Below are 18,127 nucleotides of genomic sequence, written 5' to 3'. Positions count from 1 at the left end.
AGTTAACTTGATAGCCATTTAAGTGAGGCATTTCTAAAATACTGAGGTAAACTTGCAAGCAAGTTAATACACAATATTACTCAGCGGCTCGTCGGTCTGGGCATCACTTACAATGGAACACTGGCAATTTCTGATACAGAAACAAGGCGCTCGCTCGTGGCATATCCTAGAATCGCCAAATTTGGAAATTTTGGAAGGGCAGTATAGAGTTTTGGCTCGTTCTAACCTTCTTAATACAGACGTGGAAGTGCGGGTAACTCACTCTTCAACCGAGGAAGTTCAACCAACGCGGCGAATTTTCAAGCGATCGCGTCGCACTAATTCAGAAGGCATAATGGCGGTAATTCCTTTTACCTACTTCCAACCGGGAGTTTGGGAGTTGCGGTGTTCCGGCGATTTGATGTCGGATCTGCTCGGTAAATCTTGGCAATACAGCGTGCAAGTACAAGTCTTCTCGCTATTAGCAGAGAGAGAGCCGAGGAAAAATTTAGGATCGAGTTCACCCGACGATGGCGTAGATACTGTTTCTGAAAACTTGGAATCTAATGCCCCAGCAGAAACTGCAATTACGTTATTTACGTTTGAGAAAGCGATCGCAGTTTCTGAAGGACTGGCAATTACTACAGATGGCAACCTCACTGTTGCACCAGATGAAGAGAACTTGGAATCTAATGCCCCAGCAGAAACTGCAATTGAGCCAGATCGAGCGATCGCAGTTTCTGAAGGACTGGCAATTACTACAGATGGCAACCTCATGGTTGCGCCAGATGAAGAGAACTTGGAATCTCATGCCCCAGCAGAAACTGCAATTGAGCCAGATCGAGCGATCGCTGTTTCTGAACTGGCAATTACTACAGATAGCAACCTTGTTACCACTGTTGCCTCAGATGAAGAGAACTTGGAATCTAATGCCCCAGCAGAAACTACAATTGAGCTAGATCGAGCGATCGCAGTTTCTGAAGGACTGGCAATTACTACAGATGGCAACCTCATGGTTGCGCCAGATGAAGAGAACTTGGAATCTCATGCCCCAGCAGAAACTGCAATTGAGCCAGATCGAGCGATCGCTGTTTCTGAACTGGCAATTACTACAGATAGCAACCTTGTTACCACTGTTGCCTCAGATGAAGAGAACTTGGAATCTAATGCCCCAGCAGAAACTACAATTGAGCTAGATCGAGCGATCGCAGTTTCTGAAGGACTGGCAATTACTACAGATGGCAACCTTGTTACAACTGTTGCGTCAGATGAAACGGAAGAAGATGAAGATATAGTTATCGATCGGCCTGTAAGTCCTGTATGGCTCAAAGGAGAGACGGCAGAGCAGATTTTACAAAATTTAATAGATTTAGCTTTACCCACCTCTGAACTGCTGCCGCAAGATGAAAAAGTTACAGATTCTTCGGCAACACAACTACCGCCACCATTACTGCTAATTTTAAGTCAGGATAATTATATTGCTCGTTGGGGACAAGCTCTTATAATCAACGGGTACATAGAATTCCAAGAAAAGACAAATCTAGATTGGGATGAAACATCATCTTCAAAAAGCTTGCGGGCGCTTGAGGTAGAAATTGAACTGCGATCGCCCAAGAACTCGAAAATATTGACCAAAGTACGGCAACCCTTATCAGATAAGGAGTTGCCCTTTACCATCAATACCTCAATTGATATTCCTGCTGATTGTGAATCTAAGCTAATTTTGGCAGATATCAGTTTGTATGGGAAATTCGCCGATGCTGGCGAAGTCATGCCGTTAGCTACCCAGTCCTTCACCATTACAGCAGATGTAACAGAATTACTGGCAATCACAGCCGCAGCAAAATCTAGTACATCTTTAAATCACCTCATAGCAACATCGGACTCATCTGCTGCTTTCACAGAAACAGAGACACCTGTTAGGCTCGATTTAAAACTATTAAATCTGGTCAAAACTCCAAAAACAGACCAGTCTCAGATAGTTAATCCATCCCCAAACACACCTTTACCACCGCAAATTAACCTGCAAGTTCTGCGAGAAGCTAACCTGCGGACATCTAAGTTCAAGAATTCAAGCATTTCGTTGCCTCAATTACCGAAACTGCCCCCTATTCAAAGTGATGCCAACCTTACCACAGATGTTGTTGCAGAACCACAGACACCGGAGGAGCTAAAAAAGGATGCTACTATAGCCACCATAAATTTAGAGCAGTTGGTCATCAAGCAACGTCGAATGCCAATAATCGAGACTACTTTGCCATACTTGAAACGGCTACAAGCTTCACTAAATGATGCCGAAGAAAAAGTAGAAAATAATGTTCCTCCAAATACATTGGAAGTTAAAGCGGCTGAAGACTTACCAAAATTGGACGCAACTGTGGCTGAAGATGAAAATATACTTGAATTAGGAGTAGGTGACGCACAATTCCAGGAAGAATCTGTTGCTGAAATCGAAGCCCCGCAAAATTCACAATTCCAGGAAGAATCTGTTGCTGAAATCGAAGTCCCGCAAAATTCACAATTTCAGGAAGAATCTGTTGCTGAAATCGAAGCCCCGCAAAATGCACAATTAATTACAACCGGAAACCTTTATTCATCTCCCCTACTCAGGAAGTGGATGCAGAGCCAAGGATACTCCTTGCCTGAATATATCAACCATCTGCAACCTCAAGATTACAATAACTATGTTCCACCGCAGCAGATACCCCTTCCTCCTAGTACAGAAAATGCGAATGTTGATGTTAACTTGCCATTAGACCTAAATGCCAACACGGAGAATAATCTGAACGAAAATTGGAGCCGTTCACAACTTATGTTGGCTGAAATGCCCAACGGACAAGAGACATGGGAAGAAGTCGAAGGATTGGCTCCTGAACTGGAGAACTTAGGGAAAGATATAGACACAGCGCAGGAAGTGGAACTAGGGATTGGAGAAAATACGGAAATAGAAAAAGTACTAGAAGAACCAACAATCTCATCGGCTCTGCTAACACAAGTACCGCCCCCTCCCCCTCCGATAAAAATAAATATAGCGTCAGCTTGGTTGGCGCAAGAAATCGTTGTAGATGATACAGATACCGAACTGGAAGGCGATGCAAAAGAGAGTGACACCTTTGAAGAAAAGGAGCAACCACTGTTATATTCATCTTCTTCCTTACCTCTAATTGCGGCAGCCACTGAGCCTTTGCCAACTCCACATTTGTATGTGCCAGAAGGCGAATTAATTGCTGGCAAGTCTGTCATAGTGCGCGTAGTACTGCCGGAAGTACCTCTGCAAGTTGTTGTCAAGTTATGGCTTGAAGATTATCAAACTCGCTACTTACTAGATGGCCCCCATTTATTGACAAATTTACTTCCTAATGCATCGGGAGATTTGGAAGTGATGACACAATTAAACATTCCCTTTGGCTGTTTAGAAATTCGCTTAGGAGCGATCGCACTCGATCTAACAACCCAACAGGAGAGTCACAAAGTCACAATAGTGCGAACCGTGATTCCTCCAGACTTGCCAAGTTTACAACTAGATGAACTCCTGGGTATGTGAGGTGGTATGGGGAGGTTTTGGTAAAGGTTGAAGTCAAAAAAATCATGGAGGGCTACAATGAGTGGATTTTGGAATTATACTTACTGCATTCATTGTGATGATTTGACACTAATCGAGCAAACACTAAGTCGCCTTTTAGAGCAAGAAGGCTGTCACCGCATCACCTTGCCTGAGCTTGCTGTGGATGTTGAAGAACTACGTCATAATCCGTGGCTTTTGTGTGATGAGATGTGGACATTCGCTTTATTCGTTGGTAACTATGGATGGACAATTGTCAAGATATTACCAGAGGAAATACTATGCCAACGAGCTATCAATGCCGATCATCCTCGATTGTCGGCATTAGCAAGGCAAATTGGTTGCGATACTTTTTATGTGGGTTTGTACGAATACGGTGGGATTCTTATGGAAACAGATGCAACAGGTGACATTTTCATCTCTGGTTCCATTAGCGAAGAGTATTTACAAGAAGGTAAATTTTTTGATGAGCAGATTAACTTAGTAGATCCTCCTATCCAATCACTAGAGCAGATGAAGCTGATACACTCAAAAGTGCCTCAACGCTTCTTCCTGTTAAATATTCCAGAACAGATGCAAAGAGCAGAGCAAGAGCTAAAAGAAGAGAAAGATAAAAGCTTTGACGAGTGGCAAGAGCAGTTTTTAGATGAATATACTAAACGTTATTTTTATCTAATGACACCTGATAAGTTGGAAAAGTGGAAGGCAAGGTTTAGGCAGAACAAAAATCAGGTATTTAACAAAAAAGGAGGGAATCAATTATTTCGAGCTTGGTCTTCTGCATATACATGGCAGAACTTTAGCGATTTGGGTAGTGGTTTTCAACTATTCGAGAGAGCCATAGGACGATTTTTAGGTGGTACACCTTCTTATTGGTATTTAGGAAGAGATCCTTTAATTTACCGTGCCTACAGCCAGCAGAAACAGCTAGAAGCGGATGGGGCTAAGTTATTATACTTTCGACCTATCCAATAAATTCAGTTTTAGAAACCACAAAGATATTCTTCCCAGTTTATGATAATTGTCACTGAATTCACTCATAAAGATTTTAGATTAAGAGCTTCAGGGGCGGTAGTGCGTAGCTTGCCACTTTAAGCATCGCTGATTTCCCTATTCAGCTAGAGGTAGAAGTCCCAGCACTCTCAAAACTGGACAATCAATTAAACAAACTTAACAACCTACCAGACAACAGCGAAAAGCTTACAGTATTAAGTCTTATGGCTGGACTGGTTGAGAAAATGATGAATTATATGGGGAATAGGCGATCGCGGCCCCATATCTTCCCCTGTGTTAAAAATATGAAAGAATTTCAAAAAATTGGCAGAATTTGCAGTAAGCTCATCTTGAATTGTAGTGTGATTTCATAGGAACCTTTAACTATGGCAGCATCTTTTTTACCTACTGTCTTGGCTAGTACTTCGTACTTGTCTGCGATCTTCGTGCCCATAATTGGTTGGGTTTTGCCAGGTGTGGTCTTTGCGTTTCTGTTTTTATACATTGAAAACGACGATATCAGCGATATCAACTGATACTGATGTAGTCATTAGTCATTAGTCATTAGTTATTTGCAAAAAACAAATGACAAAAGACAAAGGACAAATGACCAAAATTAATACCGCCCATCTCATAGAGACAGGCGGTTTTTTTAACGTTGATTTCTCAACAAATGCTGAAAAATTCTAACTTATAGTGTTCGGTTCAAACTAACTAATGTTAAATCGAAGAACCGAGTCCGGCGTAGGCACCATAAAAGAAAATGCCCAAGACTGTAATTATACCTAAACCTGCGATCGTAGCGACGACCCACAGGGGAATTCTCCCACTTCCAGACACAGCTTCTCTCCTCCCTTAACAACAAATCAACACACGTTCATAAACCAAGATTAACAACAGTACTTCTAATTAGTTAAAGAAGTAACTGGAAAACAGAATACCCAGAACGAAAATCATTAGTAATCCCAGGTATAGAGAAGTCCGGTTTAGTTCAACCGGCTGATTATTGGGATTAGGCGATCTTTCTACCATAATTGCTCCTAACGTTGAATAAATTGCATTGCGGCGATCGCGCCTAAAAAGAATACAGTTGGTACACCTAAGGTGTGTACTGCCAGCCATCTAACGGTAAAAATTGGATAGGTAACTGGTTGATTGATGTTGTTTCCGCTAGTCATGATCTCAAACTACTTTCCAATAAATTCTTCAACTTGTTTTTTAGCTTCAAAACGGTTCTTCACAATGGGCACTTCTTGCCGCGCTGGTGTGAAATACTCGTTGGGACGGGGTGTACCAAAAGCATCATAAGCCAGTCCGGTGCTGACAAATAGCCAACCGGCAATAAATAATGCCGGGATGGTGATGCTGTGGATTACCCAGTAACGAACGCTAGTAATAATGTCCGAAAACGGACGTTCTCCAGTGGTACCTGACATTTAGATCCCTACCTTATACATAGAGTGTTATTGAGTTTATTATCCTACAAAGTTAAGAAAGAGTTACAAGTTGCAAAGTTCTTCTCAGAAATAGGTATTGGGGATTGGGTACTGGGTATTGGGTATTGGGTATTGGGTACTGGGCATTGAGAAAACTCTTACCTAGTCCCTAATCCCCAGTCCCTAGTCCCTAGTCCCCAGTCCCCATTAAGCTGCTTCTGGGGAAGTTGTTTCAGGATTTGGTAGATATTTGAGCAAAACGCCGCGATCGCCAATTATAAATCCCCGCTCTGGCTCTAAAAACACAATCTTGTACAAATTAGCTGCAACTTCTTCAACCTCACGGTCTTTTTCCCAGGTTTTGCCACCGTCGGCACTGCGTAGCAAATTACCACTACCGCCACCGACCCAAATTTCATTGGGTGTGCGATATGCCAAATCCAGTAAACCCCAACTGGTGGATAACTCTGGATATTTTGCTTCTTGCCATTCTTCAGGTTTAGTTGGGTCACTAAACTGAACTTGACCTCCTCTAGCTAGCAACCACAATTGCCCATTGTCACCAAAGCCCATGTTTTCTACGCGCCGAGAACTATTGCGGTTATGGGGAACCCAAGCATCTTGGCCTGGTTCCCAAGTCGAGTAGAAACTCCCCTTAGCGGAAACAGCAACATACTTACCATCAGCAGAACGCTCTAAGTTACGCACCACACCCACTGCTGATTCCACTTGGGCTTTCCAGTTTTTGCCGCCGTCTGTGGTCTTATATATGGCTCCAACATTAGTAGCCATTTCCGCTGTATTGCCTGCTAGCGCCTTAACTGCGATCGGACTACCTGGTAGCTTTTCGCTCAGGGGGATACGCGACCAAGAAGCACCTTCATCGGTAGTGTGTAGTAAAAGTCCAGGCTCTCCGGCAATCCAGCCTTCTTTACCGACAAAACTTACTGAGTCAAAGCGATACTTTTGCTCATCCAGTTGCAGTGTTATTGGTTTCCAGGTATTACCACCGTCATTGGTTTCCAATAGTGTGGCATTGCTACCGACTAAGTAGCCATGCTCAAGGTTATCAGTAAAAGCAATATCCAATAAATTTGAGTCTGTTGGCACAGAAATGACTTTCCAAGGGTTGTAGCTAACAGAGGGAACTTGGCTACAACCTATGCAGATCGCGACTACTATTAACAAGGCAAATATTCGTTGCCAACCTTTCACAATTGAATGCATCAGTATTTCTTAGTTATTTCTAAATTTTGGTAGCAGTTGGCAGCCAGGATGCTGTAAAGTCCTGGCTTTTTCATTTTGAATTTTGTTAGCGCAGTGTAAAGCCTCTGGTAGAGAGGGTTATTTGGAATTGCTTAAAGGCTGTCATTGTAAGCCGTAAAGACTGATAAAAAACAAGAAGCCAAGAGCCAAAGCACCAAAAATTAGGATATTCTTTTGGGTTGGCGTTAGGTTGTTAACACCCAAACCATAACCGAGATTTTCTTTAAAGCCGGATGCAGTACCGGCAGGGCCGATGTTGGCAAAAGCAGTCTTTTTAGCAGAACAAACTGGACAACGCCAATTTATGGGCAGTTCTGCAAAGCTTGTCCCTGAAGCAATATCATCTTTGTCGTCTCCCTTTTCGGGTTCGTAAACATAACCGCAGGCGCGACACTCGTAGCGGTCTAACACCGTAGTCTCAACAGCTGGTTCGCTCATGGCTAAGGCCTCGCAAAGGAGAAATCTTAAATATACGTTAAAAATTATGACATAATTGTTAGGCTTTTCTATCACTAGCAAAAGCGAATCAAATACCTAAAGTGCGTCTGTTTCCCAGATTTCAGAAAAACCAAACAGATATAATGTAAAAGAAAGTTACGCAGTTAAGGGATTGGGCATGGGGGCATTGGGCATGGGGCATTGGGTATGGGGTATCAAGAGGCAGAGGTGCAAAGGGGCAGAGGGGCAGAGGGGAAAGAACTTATACAAGAACTCTCCCCTGCTCTTCTGCTCCCCTGCTCCCCTGCTCCCCCACTCCTAAAATCCTTAATCTCTAGTCATCAGTACTCAATCTCCACTCACTACTTAAAATACTCCATAAGCGGTAGATACTCATTGTGTTTGTCCTCAGCGGTTACGAGTACCTTCTAGGTTTCTTCATCATCTGTAGCCTAGTACCTGCCTTAGCGCTCTCAGCTTCCAAGCTCCTACGACCCAGTGGTTACGCTCCAGAACGTCGCACCACTTATGAATCTGGCATGGAACCCATCGGGGGAGCCTGGATTCAGTTCAACATTCGCTACTACATGTTTGCTCTGGTCTTCGTCGTCTTTGATGTGGAGACTGTTTTCTTGTATCCTTGGGCGGTAGCTTTCCACCGTTTGGGGCTATTGGCTTTTATTGAAGCGCTAGTCTTTATTGCAATTCTTGTAGTCGCTTTAGTTTACGCATGGCGTAAAGGAGCTTTAGAATGGTCTTGAATTCTAACTTAACAACCCAGGGTAAAGAACGAATCATCAACCCCATTGAGCGTACTAATGTCACTCAAGACCTTTCAGAAAATGTCATTCTGACGACGGTTGATGACCTCTACGACTGGGCGCGGCTTTCTAGTTTGTGGCCGTTGCTGTTTGGTACTGCTTGCTGCTTTATTGAGTTTGCAGCCTTAATTGGCTCTCGATTTGACTTTGACCGTTTTGGGCTAATTCCCCGTTCTAGCCCCCGCCAAGCCGATTTAATTATTACGGCAGGGACTATCACGATGAAGATGGCTCCGCAACTAGTGCGTCTTTACGAACAAATGCCAGAGCCAAAGTATGTAATTGCGATGGGTGCTTGCACAATTACTGGCGGGATGTTCAGCGTTGATTCCCCCACAGCAGTACGCGGAGTCGATAAACTGATTCCTGTGGATGTGTACTTACCTGGTTGTCCTCCCCGTCCAGAAGCAATTATCGACGCAATCATTAAGCTGCGGAAGAAAATCTCCAATGAGTCGATGCAAGAGCGGGGTAAAATTAAGCAAACTCACCGCTATTACAGCACGACTCATAACCTGAAGCCAGTAGAGGAAATCTTAACTGGTAAGTATTTGCAGTCAGCAACTCGCTCTGCACCACCGAAGGAATTGGCGGAAGCGATTGGTATGCCAATACCACCTGCACTGCTGACAGAAAAGGCGCAAAAGGAGGAACAAACCCGTGGCTGAAGAAGAATCTAAACCAGTACCAGCAGCGAAAGAAGAGGCATTGGTACAAGCGGGTAAAGTTTCCCAGTGGTTGACGGAAAATGGCTTTGACCATGAGTTTTTAGCACCGGATAAGAATGGTGTAGAGATAATTAAGGTGGGGGCAGATTTCTTGCTTCCTACCGCTACAGCCCTTTATGCTTATGGGTTTAATTATCTCCAGTGTCAAGGTGGTATAGACCTTGGTCCAGGACAAGAATTGGTGAGTATGTATCACTTGATTAAAGTCGGTGATAATAGCGATCGCCCCGAAGAAGTTCGAGTTAAAGTGTTCTTACCACGGGAAAATCCTGTAGTGCCTTCTGTGTACTGGATTTGGAAGACCGCAGATTGGCAAGAGCGCGAGTCTTACGATATGTTCGGCATTATCTACGAAGGACACCCAAATCTCAAACGGCTTTTGATGCCGGAAGATTGGGTAGGTTGGCCTTTGCGGAAGGATTACATCTCGCCTGATTTCTACGAGTTGCAAGACGCTTATTAGAGATTGCTGAGTTTCGGCAGTGATTAACCCCTTTCCGGTGGCGGAGAGGGGTTATGTTTTTGGTGTTTTAAGTAAAATTGGTTGACAAAATTTGCTGTAATTGAGTGTTCAAATATTTTACACAGAGGATTTTGGTTACTCAAATCTTGATGAGTTGAAGTTTGTCTGTACTTTCATAGTCTTGATAACGTGTACATGGTTGATTAGTTGAATATGGATAAACAATAGTAGTTTTTTATACATTTAAAGCTAGATTGATATCACTGCTTAATGAGTGTTAGTGCGTTATATTTTGTAAAAATAGTTACTACGCTAAAATAGTATTAATCAATACAATCTTTATCTTCATTAAAGGATGTGAAATCAATGAAAATCGAAGCTAATGACAAAGAAGTTCAGGATATATTTGCTCTAGGTTATTTTAAAATCCCAAGATTTCAACGTCCTTATTCATGGACAGATGAAGAGGTTAAGGACTTTTGGGATGATGTTGTCATTAGAGATTATGAACATTATTTTATAGGCTCAATGGTTGTTTATCAAACAGAAAAACCATACTATGGAATAGTCGATGGTCAACAAAGATTAACAACTATTACATTAATGCTTGCTGCTATAAGAAATGCTTTTCTTGACTATGGGGATGAAAATTTAGCTAAAGGGGTACATCAATATATTGAGAAAGCTAATATAGATAATATACCTGAATATGTTTTAAACTCTGAGACATCTTTTCCTTATCTCCAAGGATATATACAAAGCTTTAACAAAGCAGAATTACAATGTAATGTAGGTAGTGAAGAACAAAATCTAAAATCAGCATTTGAATTAATTAATAAGAAACTTTATGACATAATTCCTAAATTTGATAGTAAAGAATCTTGTAATGCTTTATCTGAAGAGCGAATATCCCCAATTCTAGAAACTCTAAAATCTCTAAGGAAAAAAGTTCTTTCCTTAAAACTAGTATTTATTCAATTAGATAATGAAGACGATGCTTATTTAATTTTTGAAACTCTCAATACTAGAGGTAAAGACCTTACTACACCTGATTTGGTGAAAAACTTAATTTTACAGAAGCTGCGAGCTTCTAACATAACATTAGATACTTATAAAGTGATATGGAATGGCATTTTAGAAAAATTTGATAATAATGGGCTAGAACAAACTGTTGTAGAATCTTTTTTGTACCATCATTGGCTTTCTAAGTATGGTGATACAACTCAAAAACAGTTATTTGGTGAAATAAAAAAGTATATTGATTCTTCTAGTAAAAATGAATCTGAAAATAAATCTCGTTTATTACTATTAGAATTTCAAAAAAATTCAGATTATTATGTTTCTATTGTATCTCCAGATAATCATCAATGGAGCCCTGAAGAAAAAAATAGTATTTATCAATCGTTAAAAGCATTACGCCTTTTTAATGTAAAGCAACAAACATCAATGATTTTATCTCTTATGAGGGCATATAGAGAAAATAAGATAACATTGAAGGCATTACGTCCAATACTATGGAAAATTGAATGTTTTCATTTTATTTTCAATTCTATTACTTCTCAAAGGTCTTCTGGATCAATTGCTCCACTTTATTCCAAATATGCTCAAGAACTTTCTAATACTGACAATCTAGATAAAATTCAATCAATTAATACAAATTTAATAAGAAAGCTCAAGGAAAAACTACCTAGCTTGGACGAATTTGAAGTTAATTTTATGGATTTAATTTATACAAAAAATAAACAGAGAGATAAAAAAGTCATACAATATATACTTGAAAAATTCATAGGACAAAATATTAATGGACTACCTATTGATTATAATTCTGCCAGTATTGAACATCTCTTAGCAGAATCTAAAGGAGAGGAAGAAATAGTCGGCAGGATAGGAAATTTAATATTAGTAGATAAAACAACCAACAGTGAAGAACTAAAAAATTATGATTTTCTGAAAAAAATTGAAATTCTAAAAGATAAAAAATATCCACTTGATAATTATTTGTTGAAGGCTAATCAATGGACTGAGGAGGAAATCAAAGAGCGAGGCAAAGCAATGTCTCACAAAGCATATAATGAAATTTGGAAGTTGTAAATGTAAGTGTGAATGCGTAAGCTTTTCAGTAGCTCAAAATTTTTGTGCTTGTAATAAACTCATTTAATACTTTTTTTATTACGACTTAATGTGAAGTAATTCGTAGGTTGGGTTGAGGAACGAAACCCAACATTACCCATCTACCCAACGCTGATGTTGGGTTTCACTTCGTTTAACCCAACCTACAATTTCAGCTACAATTTAGGCGATATCTACTCTTTACCGATATTAAAGTCAAATACAATTTCTTGCCCAGCACCCCACGTAATATCATACTTACCCTGACGAACAGAACGATGAAAGCTGGAATATTCCCAATCTTTTGAAGCTTTCACTAAACCATGTTTGACAGGATTGTAGTGAATATATTCAAGGTGATTTTTAAAATCTACCTCGTCTCTAATCAAGTGTTCCCAAAAACTACGCTGCCAAATAGCCCGCTCTTTTTTATTTTGCCTAGAAGTAGATAGATTTTCCTGTGATAGAGTAATGCACTGGCGACTAAAATAGCTTTTGATCTCGACTTTGGTGATTCCATCAGTGTAAATCATTTAATCCAGTTAACCGGGCAGCTTCGCAACCAGATTGACCAATATAATATGATGTTAACCGCCCTTGACACAGCAAAGTCAGAAATAGAAACTCTTGAAAAGACCATTCGCGAAACTTCAGAATGCTTAGTCAGTGGTGTGGCGTTGAAGTATGGCAAAGACAGCCGGGAATACGAAATGACAGGTGGAGTACGCAAGAGCGATCGCATTCGTAGAGCCACTATCACCCGGTTAAAATCTAGGGCAGACTCAAAAGCGGCTGCTACACAGACGGCGTAATGAGCAACAAATACAGCGTATTTCAGGTAAATGAAGTACACGGGTAGGGGCACAACATGTTGTGCCCCTACGATTATCTGTACCTTACTAAGTTGCAATTTGCTGTAGGCATCATTCACGGTGAATGATGCCCATATTTAGCGTAGGCGTAGCCCGCACTTCTCTACGAGACGCTGCGCGAACGGCATGGTTCGACTCCGCTCACCAGCCGCTTAGTGACTACCACAGGTATCGCACGATCGCAGTTTTATTCCTCAATCAACTCAAAATTCACTCGTTCGTAAATATCACGCAAGGCAATTTTAAAATCGATAGAATCTAAGACTAAAACTGCATCTTCACCTTCATATTCTTTAAAAATCCATTGACCTTCTGCTTGCTTTGCAAATTGTTCTACAGCAAAACTATACTGGTCAATCATAATATATTCCTGAAAACCAGAAATTGAACGATAATATTTAAACTTATCTGTTTTGTCATAATTTTTAGTTGAATTTGATAAGACTTCAACAATTAATAATGGATTAGTAATAATTGTTGTACTTGTTCCCTCATAAATAGGCTTACCTTTGATGACGATTACATCAGGATAAGTATAAATGCGATGACGAGGTATTGATAATTTTACATCGCCTATGTAAATCTCATAATCTTGTCCTTGCACTGTCAAGGGAAACCTTTTATAAAAATTACCTGCAATCTTATTGTGGTTGGTTGTCCCCCCTGTTATAGGTATAATCTCTCCATCTCTGTATTCATTTTTATATTCAGCTTTCTCTTCTAATTCCAAATATTCTTCTGGGGTGTAGCGCTTTTCTGTTTGTAAAACCATATTAATTAACTCATAAAATGAAGGAATTATTCTGTTATCAATAGCGTAACGTACCCTATTGATAGGCAAAATAAATATTTTTGTTATACAAATACGGTTGCAGACAATGTAACAATAGCGATCGCAAGCCAATACTTTTAGCCATACCCACCAGTGAACGCCCCTACCAATATCTCTGCACAAACTCAGAATCGCAAAGCCGATCACATTCGCATCTGCTTAGAAGAAGATGTTCAGTGCGATCGAATCACCAATGGATTAGAACGTTATCGTTTCACCCATTCTTGCTTACCCGAACTCAACCACGACGATATTGATATCAGTACAACTTTCCTGGGGAAGCACCTTGACGCACCCTTGTTAATTTCTTCCATGACTGGCGGAACAGAACAAGCCGCAATGATTAACCAACGTTTGGCCCAAGTCGCACAACACTACAAAATTGCGATGGGTGTCGGTTCTCAGCGAGTAGCGGTAGAAAAACCCCAAGTAGCTGATACTTTTGCTGTCCGCAAGTATGCCCCTGACGTTCTACTATTTGCAAACTTGGGGGCTGTGCAACTTAACTACAAGTACGGTTTAGATGAATGTTTGCGCGTAGTTGATATTTTAGAAGCTGATGCCTTGATTTTACACATTAACCCTTTACAAGAGTGCATTCAACCCAAAGGTGATACTAATTTTCGGGGTTTACTTGACAAGATTTCTATCTTATGCTCAAAATTGCCAGTACCAGTAATTGCGAAGGAAGTTGGTAACGGCATTTCAGCAGCGATCGCCGAGAAACTGATCGCCGCTGGGGTAGCAGCAATTGATGTCGCGGGTGCAGGGGGTACTTCTTGGGCAAAAGTAGAAAGCGAACGAGCAGAAAATCCCTTACAACGTCGTTTAGGGAGGACATTTGCCGATTGGGGTTTACCGACAGCAGAGTGCATTACAACTATTAGAGCGATTGCCAAAGATGTTCCCTTAATTGCTTCAGGAGGTTTGCGTCATGGATTGGATGTTGCATCTGCGATCGCTTTGGGAGCAGATATAGCTGGTTTAGCAATGCCTTTCTTGCAAGCCGCAGCAATATCAGAGACAGCAGTTGCGGAACTCGCTGAGGTATTAATCGCTGAAATCACCACAGTCTTATTTTGTACTGGCAATGCCACCTTGTATCAGTTAAAGCACTCTGGCAGTTTACAGCGCATAGAATAAGTAAATAGGTCATTAGTCATTAGTCATTCGTCATTTGTCCTTTGTCATTTATAAATGCCCAATGCCCAATGCCCAATGCCCCATGCCCCATGCCCAATGACTAATAACTAATGCGTAATTTTATCAAACAAACTTTTGCTAGTTTAGTTGGCACTTTACTAGGACTAATTATTTTCGCTGGTCTGGGAACTACTGGACTGTTCTTGCTGATCTTTGCTGCTAGCTCGTCTAAAGATACTGGGCCAAATGTAAAAAATAAGTCAGTGTTGGTTTTTGACTTGTCAATGAAAATTACTGATGGCGAACCTAGTTCAGGCGAACTGTTTCAAAACACAATCTCAGGTGTGGATGAAGATAGAATGGCACTCCGCAAAGTTGTGGAAACTTTGGAAAAGGCGCGGCGCGATCCGCGCATTGTCGGGATCTATGTGGATGCAACGAACACAAGCCAAACTGGTAACGTTGGCTATGCTTCTCTGAAAGAAATTCGGAAAGCGCTGGAGGAGTTTCGCGCTGCGGGGAAAAAGGTTGTCGCCTATGGCAGTGATTGGAGTGAAAAGGAATATTACGTTAGTTCAGTGGCAGATTCCATTGTCCTTAACCCTCTAGGAATGATGGAAGTCAACGGTTTGAGTTCACAACCAATGTTTTTAGCGGGAGCATTGCAAAAGTATGGCATTGGCGTTCAAGTCGTGCGAGTTGGGAAATTTAAGGGAGCCGTTGAACCATTTATTCTCAACAAGTTGAGTCCAGAAAACCGCGAACAAACTCAGAAATTGTTGGATGATGTTTGGGGAGAGTGGCGCACTGCTGTCGGCGCAAGTCGGAAAATTGAACCCAATAAGTTACAAGCGATCGCAGATAATCAATCCTTACTAGAAGCCACGCAAGCCAAAACTAGCGGTTTAGTCGATCGAGTCCAATACCCCGATGAAGTTGTCGCTGACCTGAAAAAGTTGACAAATAGCGATAAAGAAGACAAAACATTCCGACAAATTAGCCTGAATAGCTACGCACAAGTTTCTGGTAAATCTTTGGGTGTAGAACGTAACTCCAAAAATCAAATTGCTGTTGTTTATGCTGAGGGCGAGATTGTCGATGGTAAAGGAGAAGATGGGCAAGTAGGAGGCGATCGCTTTGCGAAAATCTTCAACAAGCTGCGACAAGATAAAGATGTGAAGGCTGTTGTATTACGAATTAATAGTCCTGGTGGTAGCGCTACCGCAGCCGAAGTCATGCAGCGAGAAGTGAAATTAACTCGTGAGGTAAAACCAGTTGTAGTGTCAATGGGTGATGTCGCCGCCTCTGGTGGTTATTGGATTGCTAGCGACTCTAATCGCATTTTTGCAGAACCAAATACCATTACAGGCTCCATAGGGGTGTTTGGGATCTTATTCAATGGGGAAAAGTTAGCCAGTAATAATGGTATTACTTGGGATTCGGTGAAAACTGGACGCTATGCTGATAGTCAAACAGTTTCGCGTCCGAAATCGCCTCAAGAGTTAGAAATTTATCAGCGCAGTGTTAACCGTATTTATAATATGTTTCTGAATAAAGTTTCTCAAGGTCGGAAACTCCCAGAACAAAAAGTAGCAGAAATTGCCCAAGGAAGGGTTTGGTCGGGTGAAGCGGCCAAAGAAATTGGTTTGGTGGATGAGATTGGTGGTTTGAATACTGCGATCACTTATGCTGCCAAGCAAGCGAAATTAGGAGACGACTGGGAAGTGCAAGAATATCCTCGCACTAGCAGCTTCGGAGAACGCTTTTTTGGGCGTGCAACAGAAGAGGCGCGGACTGCTTTCGGGATTGAGTCAGCGCAACTCAAATCAGCCAATCCCCTCACCACCGAATTCCAAAAATTGCAACAGGAAGTAGAGATTCTGCAAAAGATGAACGATCCACAAGGGGTGTATGCCCGCTTGCCTTTCAACTTGAAGATTGAGTAGATATTTTTTTGAGCATCAATCAACAGTTCAGATAAACCCAAAACGCAGATTGTAGAGACGCGATTCATCGCGTCTTGAAAAACCAATCATCTACACCAAACCCTTAACCCAAGCCTATGAGGCAAAACTTACCGAATACTAATTTGTGAAACTAGCTTTGAGTCTTTGTAGTCAGGATTTTAGTGCTGAGAAAATAAAAACCAAAGTTCTTACTACAAAATTCTTTACCCATAATTTAAAGACAGACCAGTACGGCGAAGCCCATGAGTTTGCCTCGCCAGCCATAAACCAGCTGACATTTGCTGCTCGGATGTGTAAAGTAGTTGAGAGTCAACTACAATTTCCAACCTTTGACAGAATTTTAGATTTGGAATTTTGCTGAAACAGCCCGATTAAACAGTGGCTCAAGTATGGAAAAATCTAAAATCTTTTATCCAAAGCAAGTGTATTTACATACCGAGCTAATTTAAAGTCTAAAATACAAAATTGAGTAAAACATCCATCTATGGCTAGAAAAACACAACGTCTTTTACTGCTAATTGTTTCTTGTAGTATCACTGGTGTAATTTTAGGAGGTACTGCTGGTTGGGCAGAAAGTAGTCTCTGCCTGGAAGACAGTAAGGTTACAAGTGAGTGCCTAACTCAAGATCCATTCCAAAAAACTATTCAAGGAATGAGTACTGGATTGTTAGCTGGGGCTGGGGCCGCTTTTGGTGCAGTCTGGCAGTTACGGAATGAAGATTGAGTATGAACTACTACTAACCCGGAACTCCGGGTTAGATTAGGTTTCTGTACTAATTAGCCAATGCCTCCACTTTGACTGTCGCCCAGCATTAAAGTCATGTGGGTCAATTATTTTAATTTATATGGCTTTGGAAGAATACCGATCTATTAATGCACGAGCAAATTTCTGGTGTTGTTCAGCTAGATATTCAGGAGAGATAAACTGAGCATTACCCATGAAGCGATACACCCAGCGACAAAACTCCTCCAGCGATCGCTCAGGCAATTTAATAATGTAATCTATCGCTAAGTGCGCCATCTTTGCAGAGCTAAGGAGTTCCTGAAAAGCTTGCGGCTGCAACTCTGGGCTAATCCAAGCCAAAACACTAGCAGTCTGATATGAAGAAGCTAAATCTTTGTGCAATGCTTCTTGTGCGTTTGCTCAATAATTCTATGTTCACTTTAGTTCTCCGAACAGCGTAGATCGTTAACGCAGATGGATTGACAATGAATTAATCATCCCTTGCTGTAATTTTCTTTCCTTGGCTAGCAATGCCGTTAAAGTGCATAATAATGATTTAACTTTACGCATATTCAACCTTGGGAGTCGGTTCAGTTTCGTACATTAAGCTACTTTTGTGCCTTTTATAATTGCAGGTCGAGGCAGCTAGTAGGTTATTGTCCTTGAAGCGATCGCGTCCTGCTGCCTTTGCCTGATATAATGCTCTATCCGCTGCTGCAATTATTTCTTCAAAGTTAGAACCAAGCTCAGGAATTATTGTGACCAACCCACTACTTATCCAACTCTATAGTAGT

The 18,127-nt window shown here is 41.2% G+C and carries 20 protein-coding genes and 1 pseudogene; 11 read left to right on the top strand and 10 right to left on the bottom strand.

Features of this window, described 5'->3' with window-relative positions; genetic code table 11:
• Positions 1–112 precede the first annotated feature (112 nt).
• The 3 genes from RMZ42_RS04590 (at position 113) to psaI (ending at position 5,070) form a co-directional block, all read left to right on the top strand.
• Positions 113–3,523, top strand: a complete 3,411-nt coding sequence (locus tag RMZ42_RS04590; RefSeq protein ID WP_416211787.1) for a hypothetical protein — start codon at positions 113–115, stop codon at positions 3,521–3,523.
• A gap of 57 nt (positions 3,524–3,580) precedes the next feature.
• On the top strand, positions 3,581–4,516 hold the full coding sequence (locus RMZ42_RS04585; RefSeq protein ID WP_322670287.1) for a hypothetical protein: 936 nt from the start codon (positions 3,581–3,583) through the stop codon (positions 4,514–4,516).
• Positions 4,517–4,920: 404 nt separating this feature from the next.
• Entirely contained in the window at positions 4,921–5,070 is a 150-nt protein-coding gene (psaI, locus tag RMZ42_RS04580; protein WP_322670286.1) for a photosystem I reaction center subunit VIII, read from the top strand.
• Positions 5,071–5,254: 184 nt separating this feature from the next.
• Here the strand turns inward: psaI and RMZ42_RS04575 are convergent, their stop codons facing one another.
• The 6 genes from RMZ42_RS04575 to RMZ42_RS04550 form a co-directional block, all read right to left on the bottom strand.
• Positions 5,255–5,374 carry a photosystem II reaction center protein J gene (locus RMZ42_RS04575; protein WP_012411803.1) on the bottom strand — a complete coding sequence of 40 codons (120 nt, stop codon included), beginning with the start codon at positions 5,372–5,374 and terminating at the stop codon, positions 5,255–5,257.
• A gap of 69 nt (positions 5,375–5,443) precedes the next feature.
• A complete protein-coding gene (locus tag RMZ42_RS04570; RefSeq protein WP_322670285.1) occupies positions 5,444–5,566 on the bottom strand; it encodes a photosystem II reaction center protein L in 123 nt (40 codons plus the stop codon).
• Positions 5,567–5,574: 8 nt separating this feature from the next.
• A complete protein-coding gene (gene psbF / locus RMZ42_RS04565; RefSeq protein ID WP_015115279.1) occupies positions 5,575–5,712 on the bottom strand; it encodes a cytochrome b559 subunit beta in 138 nt (45 codons plus the stop codon).
• A 9-nt stretch (positions 5,713–5,721) separates the two neighbouring features.
• On the bottom strand, positions 5,722–5,970 hold the full coding sequence (gene psbE / locus RMZ42_RS04560; RefSeq protein WP_094348030.1) for a cytochrome b559 subunit alpha: 249 nt from the start codon (positions 5,968–5,970) through the stop codon (positions 5,722–5,724).
• A 207-nt stretch (positions 5,971–6,177) separates the two neighbouring features.
• On the bottom strand, positions 6,178–7,197 hold the full coding sequence (locus RMZ42_RS04555) for a photosynthesis system II assembly factor Ycf48 (protein WP_322670284.1): 1,020 nt from the start codon (positions 7,195–7,197) through the stop codon (positions 6,178–6,180).
• A gap of 141 nt (positions 7,198–7,338) precedes the next feature.
• A complete protein-coding gene (locus RMZ42_RS04550; protein WP_094348032.1) occupies positions 7,339–7,674 on the bottom strand; it encodes a rubredoxin in 336 nt (111 codons plus the stop codon).
• A gap of 398 nt (positions 7,675–8,072) precedes the next feature.
• On the opposite strand from RMZ42_RS04550, the gene ndhC reads away from it, so the two are divergent.
• From ndhC to RMZ42_RS04530, 4 genes are all read left to right on the top strand, one after another.
• The gene (ndhC, locus tag RMZ42_RS04545; protein WP_012411797.1) at positions 8,073–8,435 is read left to right on the top strand and encodes a photosynthetic/respiratory NAD(P)H-quinone oxidoreductase subunit C; all 363 of its coding nucleotides are present in this window, start codon (positions 8,073–8,075) and stop codon (positions 8,433–8,435) included.
• On the top strand, positions 8,426–9,163 hold the full coding sequence (gene ndhK / locus RMZ42_RS04540; protein ID WP_322670283.1) for a photosynthetic/respiratory NAD(P)H-quinone oxidoreductase subunit K: 738 nt from the start codon (positions 8,426–8,428) through the stop codon (positions 9,161–9,163). The genes ndhC and ndhK overlap by 10 nt, the downstream gene beginning before the upstream one ends.
• A complete protein-coding gene (locus RMZ42_RS04535) occupies positions 9,156–9,686 on the top strand; it encodes an NAD(P)H-quinone oxidoreductase subunit J (RefSeq protein WP_322670282.1) in 531 nt (176 codons plus the stop codon). Before ndhK ends, RMZ42_RS04535 begins: the two co-directional genes overlap by 8 nt.
• 366 nt (positions 9,687–10,052) lie before the next feature.
• Positions 10,053–11,777: a DUF262 domain-containing HNH endonuclease family protein gene (locus RMZ42_RS04530; RefSeq protein WP_322670281.1), complete on the top strand. Its 1,725-nt coding sequence runs from the start codon at positions 10,053–10,055 to the stop codon at positions 11,775–11,777.
• 212 nt (positions 11,778–11,989) lie between these two features.
• Here the strand turns inward: RMZ42_RS04530 and RMZ42_RS04525 are convergent.
• A pseudogene (locus RMZ42_RS04525) lies at positions 11,990–12,295 on the bottom strand (REP-associated tyrosine transposase); the annotation flags it as partial.
• An 81-nt stretch (positions 12,296–12,376) separates the two neighbouring features.
• Between RMZ42_RS04525 and RMZ42_RS04520 the strand changes: the two are divergent.
• Positions 12,377–12,607: a hypothetical protein gene (locus RMZ42_RS04520; RefSeq protein ID WP_322670279.1), complete on the top strand. Its 231-nt coding sequence runs from the start codon at positions 12,377–12,379 to the stop codon at positions 12,605–12,607.
• A gap of 247 nt (positions 12,608–12,854) precedes the next feature.
• Here the strand turns inward: RMZ42_RS04520 and RMZ42_RS04515 are convergent, their stop codons facing one another.
• The gene (locus RMZ42_RS04515) at positions 12,855–13,439 is read right to left on the bottom strand and encodes a Uma2 family endonuclease (RefSeq protein WP_322670278.1); all 585 of its coding nucleotides are present in this window, start codon (positions 13,437–13,439) and stop codon (positions 12,855–12,857) included.
• A gap of 153 nt (positions 13,440–13,592) precedes the next feature.
• Between RMZ42_RS04515 and fni the strand changes: the two genes are divergently transcribed.
• The 3 genes from fni (at position 13,593) to RMZ42_RS04500 (ending at position 17,333) form a co-directional block, all read left to right on the top strand.
• Positions 13,593–14,642 (top strand): type 2 isopentenyl-diphosphate Delta-isomerase, encoded by a 1,050-nt coding sequence (gene fni / locus RMZ42_RS04510; RefSeq protein ID WP_322670277.1) that lies wholly within the window; start codon positions 13,593–13,595, stop codon positions 14,640–14,642.
• Between the two features lie 110 nt (positions 14,643–14,752).
• Positions 14,753–16,588, top strand: coding sequence for a signal peptide peptidase SppA (gene sppA, locus RMZ42_RS04505; protein WP_322670276.1), 1,836 nt, complete (start codon positions 14,753–14,755; stop codon positions 16,586–16,588).
• Positions 16,589–17,093: 505 nt separating this feature from the next.
• Positions 17,094–17,333 carry a hypothetical protein gene (locus tag RMZ42_RS04500; RefSeq protein ID WP_104909601.1) on the top strand — a complete coding sequence of 80 codons (240 nt, stop codon included), beginning with the start codon at positions 17,094–17,096 and terminating at the stop codon, positions 17,331–17,333.
• Between the two features lie 117 nt (positions 17,334–17,450).
• Here RMZ42_RS04500 and RMZ42_RS04495 read toward each other — a convergent pair whose 3' ends face one another.
• On the bottom strand, positions 17,451–17,735 hold the full coding sequence (locus tag RMZ42_RS04495) for a WYL domain-containing protein (protein ID WP_322670275.1): 285 nt from the start codon (positions 17,733–17,735) through the stop codon (positions 17,451–17,453).
• A 160-nt stretch (positions 17,736–17,895) separates the two neighbouring features.
• The gene (locus RMZ42_RS04490) at positions 17,896–18,099 is read right to left on the bottom strand and encodes a hypothetical protein (RefSeq protein ID WP_322670274.1); all 204 of its coding nucleotides are present in this window, start codon (positions 18,097–18,099) and stop codon (positions 17,896–17,898) included.
• Positions 18,100–18,127 lie beyond the last annotated feature (28 nt).

The sequence above is a fragment of the Nostoc sp. DedQUE05 genome (genome assembly GCF_034530955.1).
Lineage (GTDB): Bacteria > Cyanobacteriota > Cyanobacteriia > Cyanobacteriales > Nostocaceae > Nostoc.
Note: the sequence above shows the minus strand (reverse complement) of the source record. Positions and strands in the feature narration are given on the sequence as shown.

Bases quoted from the DNA above. Each gene is read 5' to 3' on its own strand.
- RMZ42_RS04590 (WP_416211787.1), top strand. From the start codon at position 113: ATGGAACACTGGCAATTTCTGATACAGAAACAAGGCGCTCGCTCGTGG.
- RMZ42_RS04585 (WP_322670287.1), top strand. From the start codon at position 3,581: ATGAGTGGATTTTGGAATTATACTTACTGCATTCATTGTGATGATTTG.
- psaI (WP_322670286.1), top strand. From the start codon at position 4,921: ATGGCAGCATCTTTTTTACCTACTGTCTTGGCTAGTACTTCGTACTTG.
- RMZ42_RS04570 (WP_322670285.1), bottom strand. From the start codon at position 5,566: ATGGTAGAAAGATCGCCTAATCCCAATAATCAGCCGGTTGAACTAAAC.
- psbF (WP_015115279.1), bottom strand. From the start codon at position 5,712: ATGACTAGCGGAAACAACATCAATCAACCAGTTACCTATCCAATTTTT.
- psbE (WP_094348030.1), bottom strand. From the start codon at position 5,970: ATGTCAGGTACCACTGGAGAACGTCCGTTTTCGGACATTATTACTAGC.
- RMZ42_RS04555 (WP_322670284.1), bottom strand. From the start codon at position 7,197: ATGCATTCAATTGTGAAAGGTTGGCAACGAATATTTGCCTTGTTAATA.
- RMZ42_RS04550 (WP_094348032.1), bottom strand. From the start codon at position 7,674: ATGAGCGAACCAGCTGTTGAGACTACGGTGTTAGACCGCTACGAGTGT.
- ndhK (WP_322670283.1), top strand. From the start codon at position 8,426: ATGGTCTTGAATTCTAACTTAACAACCCAGGGTAAAGAACGAATCATC.
- RMZ42_RS04530 (WP_322670281.1), top strand. From the start codon at position 10,053: ATGAAAATCGAAGCTAATGACAAAGAAGTTCAGGATATATTTGCTCTA.
- RMZ42_RS04520 (WP_322670279.1), top strand. From the start codon at position 12,377: ATGATGTTAACCGCCCTTGACACAGCAAAGTCAGAAATAGAAACTCTT.
- RMZ42_RS04515 (WP_322670278.1), bottom strand. From the start codon at position 13,439: ATGGTTTTACAAACAGAAAAGCGCTACACCCCAGAAGAATATTTGGAA.
- sppA (WP_322670276.1), top strand. From the start codon at position 14,753: ATGCGTAATTTTATCAAACAAACTTTTGCTAGTTTAGTTGGCACTTTA.
- RMZ42_RS04500 (WP_104909601.1), top strand. From the start codon at position 17,094: ATGGCTAGAAAAACACAACGTCTTTTACTGCTAATTGTTTCTTGTAGT.